Here is a 5,197-nt window from a genome sequence, read left to right as displayed (position 1 = left end):
CGGCACCCACACCTCAGTCCGCCAACTCAACGCCGACATCCGCGCCTGGATCGAGCACTGGAACGACGATCCCAAGCCCTACGTCTGGACCAAGACCGCCGACCAGATCCTCGAATCAGTCGCCAACGACTGCAAACGAATTAATGACTCAGGACACTAGTCGTTGAACTGCTGACCGGGCGTCGCGGCGGTACCGAGCAGAGCAGGTTTCACCGAAATCCGATGGGTTCAACTCGGCGACAAGCATTTTCAAAGACGCGGCGAATCCGGAGCCCGTTCCCACACGGGGCAGCTGTACGCCAGTAGGCCCCCGGGCACACTCCGGCGATTTCCCTGGAATGACCAAAGACCAACTCGCCAAGTTGATCTAGGAAAAATACGAAGGTAATCGAAAACTCGTTCAAGATATTGCGCTCGCTGCAACAGAAAGTCAGCACGTATCCGCGGCTTCTTCCACTCCTACAGAAAGCCACCCAGCCGCCGAGCAAGCCACCTGCGTGCGAGCACCCTTGCATCGTCCCCTCAGCATGGACCGACTCCGCACTCGCCCGAGATCGAGCTCACCGGCGACGAGCGCAAGCACGTCACCCTTGCCCTTGGGCGATAGGCATTGACGCAATCCCCACATCCGGCAGCTCTTGGCGCTCCATAGAAACTTGACGGCTGTCAACTTTCGCGCTAGGTTTCCTGCTCGACTATTTGTTGAAGGCGGCACAGGTTTGGTTGTGTCGGGACTGGCGAGGTGTTGCGAATGCCACTGGACGCGACCAAACTCCGCAACGCTCCGGACTATTCTGATCTTGAAATTCTCGTACGTGCTCAGCGCAACTGTGATCCGATTCTTCGTGCGGCCGTGGCGTCCCTTCCTGAACCGTTCGCAACCATGGGTGGCTACCACTTCGGTTGGTGGGATCCGGAACGCTCTTTAACTCCTGCCACACAGGGCAAGTTTGTTCGCGCCGCTCTTACGTTTGCCGCCGCGGCAGTGACTGGTGGATCTGAAGAATCCGCCGCCCCAGCGGCCGCGGCCGTCGAGTTGTTGCACAACTTCACGCTAATCCACGATGACGTTATGGACGGTGACAAAACCCGCCGCGGGAGAGCAACCATATGGAGCGTGTGGGGGATCACTAACGCTATTCTTCTCGGCGACGCCTTGCACTCATTAGCCATACGATTACTCGCCGAAACAGATTTGCTGGAGCACTCCCTGGCGCTCAGCATTATTTCTCGGATCGAGAAATCGTGCTTGAAACTGTGCCTAGGCCAGTTTCAAGACTGCGCATTTGAAGGGCAGGACACAGTCACCACCGATGACTACCTGCAGATGGCCGGAGCCAAGACCGCGTCGCTGATGGCAAGTGCTTGTGCACTCGGAGCACTAAGCGCTCGCGCTGACGACGAAATGGTGTCGGCGATGGATAGATTCGGCTACCAACTCGGGTTAGCGTTCCAGGCTGTAGATGATCTGATCGGAATTTGGGGCGATTCTACGAAGACGGGAAAGCCTGTGTGTAGCGACCTGGTCCGCCGCAAGGCAACTCTTCCTGTGGTCGCGGCCCTGAATTCAAACTGCGATGCAAGCACGGAGCTACGCGAACTTTATCGATCCGAAAGTCCGATGACATATCGCGACGTTGCACGCGCCATCGAGCTCATCGAGGCGGCCGGAGGTCGGCAGGCGGCCAAACACCACGCCGAGGAACGACTAAGAGCAGCGATCGCGCTGCTCCCCGAGGTACCAACTGCGGCCGAACTCATTGCGCTGTCGCAGGTAGTGGTTGACAGGAGTCGATGATGGGCCACATTAAGACCTCGGCGAGCTCGTCGAATTCACGGCGACTCGTTGAGATTTCTTGCCGAGCGAATACACCGGCGTACCTCAAAGATAGTCCCGAAGATATCGATCCAGGTCGGCGAATATCTACCGCGACAATGGATTTCACGCCCGGCACACGTGTGTGCACTGAGCTTTCTGGACACCCTCTCCGATCTGAAGAAAAGGCGTCGCACGCCTTGTCCGACTGGCTCACATTAAGCCGCGAAGAGGTCGCTCGCATCGCCGGAAAACATATCGCTACCACCGTCCTCTATTTCAACGGGACACGCCGGTGGTTCCGGAGTCAAATGAAGGATTGGCAACTCTACGAAAAAATCACGCAAGAAGCACACCGAGCAGTCAGCCAGCTTTGCTATGAGCACGGGATGACCACCTTGATCCAGCCTCTGCTCGGCTACGACCTGTTGACGCGCGGGCCAGAGTACATGCACATGGCCATGGAAGCTGTGGGTTGTTTGGTAACGGACGACTATCGGTCCTGGCTTGTCGAGAACGAAATCCAACTCTGTCTATACGGCGACTGGCGAGCGGCGATGACGGAGAGCGGGTATGCACAAACAGTCGAAAAACTTTCTCAGCTGACGGAAGAGACGCACGGAGCAGCTAAACGTCGCTTATTGCTTGGGCTCTTCGCTGATGAAGGTCTCGGGAGAATTGCCTCGCTAGCTCAAGCGGTCCCCGACGGACAGCATCTTGTGCGTGCGTACTACGGAGTAGAGATTGAACCGGTAAACCTGATGATTGGCTCAGGACAGCCGGCAGTTTGGGACATTCCTCTGCTCGATATCAATAAAGCGAGCCTCTATTTCATGCAGGCGCCGACTTTTTGCCTCACCGAGGAGCGTTTGCGTAAAATTCTCTATGACCACCTGTACGAACGCGAAAATGACGACGCGTCTCAGGGAGATCTCAAACTGGAAGATTGGACAAACTACGCCATTTTGGGGTTGGGCAAGAGAACCCCGCGCGGCTGGATCGCCACCTGACGGATTTCCCACCTAATATCATCGGGCTCCGCTCATGTGTCCGAATTTAGTGCGCAATGAAGTTTACCGAGCTGCTAGTGATGATAGCCGCAACCAGATAAATTAGCGTCAATGTAGGCGCATCAAAAGTAAGATTGGAAACCTGATACGGCAGTATGGTTCGCACCCAGCCCCTGGACTGCAGGGCCGGAATAATAAACACGGCACCACAACACAAAACCGTCACCGCGTACCCTACACCCACACCGAGGCAAAACATGGCCAAAAGAATAGGCAGGATACACCCCGAAGAGGCTGAGGTTGCTATGCCATAAGCCAGCATGCTGGCAAAGTTCAAGAGCAGCATAACGGTTACCAGCATCCAAGCCGCCACAACGACATGGCCTTGAATTACCAGTTCAATACCGAAGATAAGCAAAAGGATGATTCCGATGGCCGCATACACGGATTTCACCGTCTCAAGGCTTTTTGTGATAGTCCAATAGAGAATAAGGAGTACCATGGATGCGGCAATTGCCAGCGAGGTTACGATAACAGTCGTGGCACGGATCTGATCAAGACCTGAGTACGATGCCGGCAGTATGCTTTCTATCCAATTTTTTAGAAACATGGCTCCTGCTGCTATGTTCATCGACATAATTATTATCGAGAGTACTCAACGATGCCTACGGCCAATCACTTCGACACGATTATCGTAGGCGGCCGTCCAGCCGGAGCTACCTTGGCAGCTCGGCTGGGGCAACAGGGATTCCGGGTGCTCTTGGTGGAGCGCGCGACATTTCCCTGCCCCCATCCAGCTTCCTCTCCTGTTATCTACTCCAGTGCTATGCGGCTGCTTGACGAAGTTGGCGGCGATGAAAACGTCTATGCGTACAACACGCCGCGGATTCACCGTTGGGTCAATGAATTTTACGACCAATATTGCACGTCTATCCCGGTCCCGGCGGCGTTCGGGCGCGATTATGGCTACGCGCTCGATCGGGCTCGCTTCGACGACGCACTGTGGAATAACGCAGCACGCTGGCCAACAGTGACCGCTCGCCAGCCCTTTACCGTGACCGACGTGGTGTGGGATGCCAATCGCGTGGTCGGAATTCAAGGCCACTCTCCGGGCCAGCCCGCGGAGACGTTTACCGCAGATTGTGTGGTGGGAGCGGATGGCCGCTTTAGCACCGTGGCACGCAAAGTGAAAGCCGGTATCCACAACATCAGAACGGACCTCCCTACAACCGTCTATTACGCCGGCTGGAGACTAGCCCAACCGTATGACGATCACGGCGCTGCGGTGCATTTTTACCAGCCCGGTAAGGGATATTTCTTCTTTCTGTTTGACAGCGCCGACGGTGTCCTCAATGTGTCAGTCGAAGGCCAGTCGGACTTATTTACGTCGTGGGCCGGGCACGGAGAAGCGGCATATATGAAGTTGGTTCGCCAACATCCGCTTATTTGGCGGCGCCTAGCCCATGCTGAACGTGTCACCCGGGTACACGGAATGCGCAACATTGGTAATGTCTACCGGGTGGCGAGTGGCCCAGGCTGGGTGCTGGTAGGCGATGCTCTCCATCAAAAAGATCCAATTGACGGACAGGGAATCTACGACGCGTTATTCGAGGCCAAGGCCCTCGCTCAGGCCATCACCGCTTGGCAGTATGGGGAGCAATCCTATGAGCAAGCCATGGCCAGTTACGAGATGGCGGCGCGGGCAGAAATGTATCCCATGTACATGGAGACCCTTCGCCAGGTTAAACGCACTGTTTTTAGTCAGTCCCCGCTCTGGCTCGATAAACTGCTCTTTCGTACCATTGGCGCGGACGCAGAATTAAACCACCGCTACGCATTATTGACGGTGCGCGCCCTTGCTCCCGCCGAATTCCTCTCTCCGGCGCTTGTTTTCCGCGCCTTCGTACGCGCCCTCCGCATGCGGCACTTTCGTGGACCTGGCGTGTTACGAGCGAAAAACCGCCGCGGCCGTGACATCGCCGAGTTCCCCCGACACATGCCGCCAGTGACGGACTGACGGTCGGTGACTTCTCCGGCGGCTGGAAGCCGCCGGCTTCTTCTCACGCTGCTTGAGCGTGAAGGGCCAGCCCGGCCCGTAGGATGTTGCGCGCGGCCATCTCGTCCGCTTGCGCGCGATGCGAGCACCGCTGGCAGACGAACGCCGCTTGGGTGACCCGGTTGTGGGCGGCTGCGTACCCACATTCCTCGCAGCCATCCGTGGGGGCACCTCCCGCTTGCGGGGGAGTGTGCCGGGGGTCGACCTCGATCCAGATACGCCCAGCATCTTCCGCTTTGGCGCGCAGAATCAAAACGAAGCCACCCCAGCCCGCGTCCCCAATACTGCGTGAAAGCCCGGACTTCGCCCGGGCGC

Annotated in this window: 5 protein-coding genes and 1 pseudogene; 4 read left to right on the top strand and 2 right to left on the bottom strand. The window is 57.0% G+C overall.

The genetic code is table 11. The features are described 5' to 3' along the window. From MSIMFI_RS27230 to MSIMFI_RS27220, 3 genes and pseudogenes are all read left to right on the top strand, one after another. Nucleotides 1–160 (top strand): annotated as a pseudogene (locus MSIMFI_RS27230) (IS630 family transposase); the annotation flags it as partial. Between the two features lie 591 nt (nt 161–751). Further along, entirely contained in the window at nt 752–1,798 is a 1,047-nt protein-coding gene (gene idsB / locus MSIMFI_RS27225; protein WP_191500028.1) for a geranylgeranyl diphosphate synthase IdsB, read from the top strand. A gap of 137 nt (nt 1,799–1,935) precedes the next feature. Beyond that, nucleotides 1,936–2,826: a hypothetical protein gene (locus MSIMFI_RS27220; protein ID WP_186244438.1), complete on the top strand. Its 891-nt coding sequence runs from the start codon at nt 1,936–1,938 to the stop codon at nt 2,824–2,826. 46 nt (nt 2,827–2,872) lie between these two features. Here MSIMFI_RS27220 and MSIMFI_RS27215 read toward each other — a convergent pair whose 3' ends face one another. Continuing rightward, nucleotides 2,873–3,457, bottom strand: a complete 585-nt coding sequence (locus tag MSIMFI_RS27215; RefSeq protein ID WP_191500027.1) for a hypothetical protein — start codon at nt 3,455–3,457, stop codon at nt 2,873–2,875. 30 nt (nt 3,458–3,487) lie between these two features. Here MSIMFI_RS27215 and MSIMFI_RS27210 point away from each other — a divergent pair, with 30 nt between their 5' ends. After that, complete coding sequence (locus MSIMFI_RS27210) at nt 3,488–4,843, top strand: NAD(P)/FAD-dependent oxidoreductase (RefSeq protein WP_224770490.1); 1,356 nt, start codon at nt 3,488–3,490, stop codon at nt 4,841–4,843. Nucleotides 4,844–4,886: 43 nt separating this feature from the next. Here the strand turns inward: MSIMFI_RS27210 and MSIMFI_RS27205 are convergent. After that, nucleotides 4,887–5,197: zinc ribbon domain-containing protein (locus MSIMFI_RS27205; RefSeq protein WP_191500025.1), on the bottom strand; the 311-nt coding region annotated here is incomplete at its 5' end.

Source organism: Mycobacterium simulans (assembly GCF_900232995.1).
Lineage (GTDB): Bacteria > Actinomycetota > Actinomycetes > Mycobacteriales > Mycobacteriaceae > Mycobacterium > Mycobacterium simulans.
The sequence above is the reverse complement of the archived record's forward strand: the minus strand, read 5'-3'. Positions and strand labels throughout refer to the sequence as shown.

Excerpts from the sequence above, each read along its gene's own strand:
- MSIMFI_RS27215 (WP_191500027.1), bottom strand. The coding sequence starts at position 3,457 with ATGAACATAGCAGCAGGAGCCATGTTTCTAAAAAATTGGATAGAAAGC.
- MSIMFI_RS27210 (WP_224770490.1), top strand. The coding sequence starts at position 3,488 with ATGCCTACGGCCAATCACTTCGACACGATTATCGTAGGCGGCCGTCCA.
- MSIMFI_RS27220 (WP_186244438.1), top strand. The coding sequence starts at position 1,936 with ATGGATTTCACGCCCGGCACACGTGTGTGCACTGAGCTTTCTGGACAC.
- idsB (WP_191500028.1), top strand. The coding sequence starts at position 752 with ATGCCACTGGACGCGACCAAACTCCGCAACGCTCCGGACTATTCTGAT.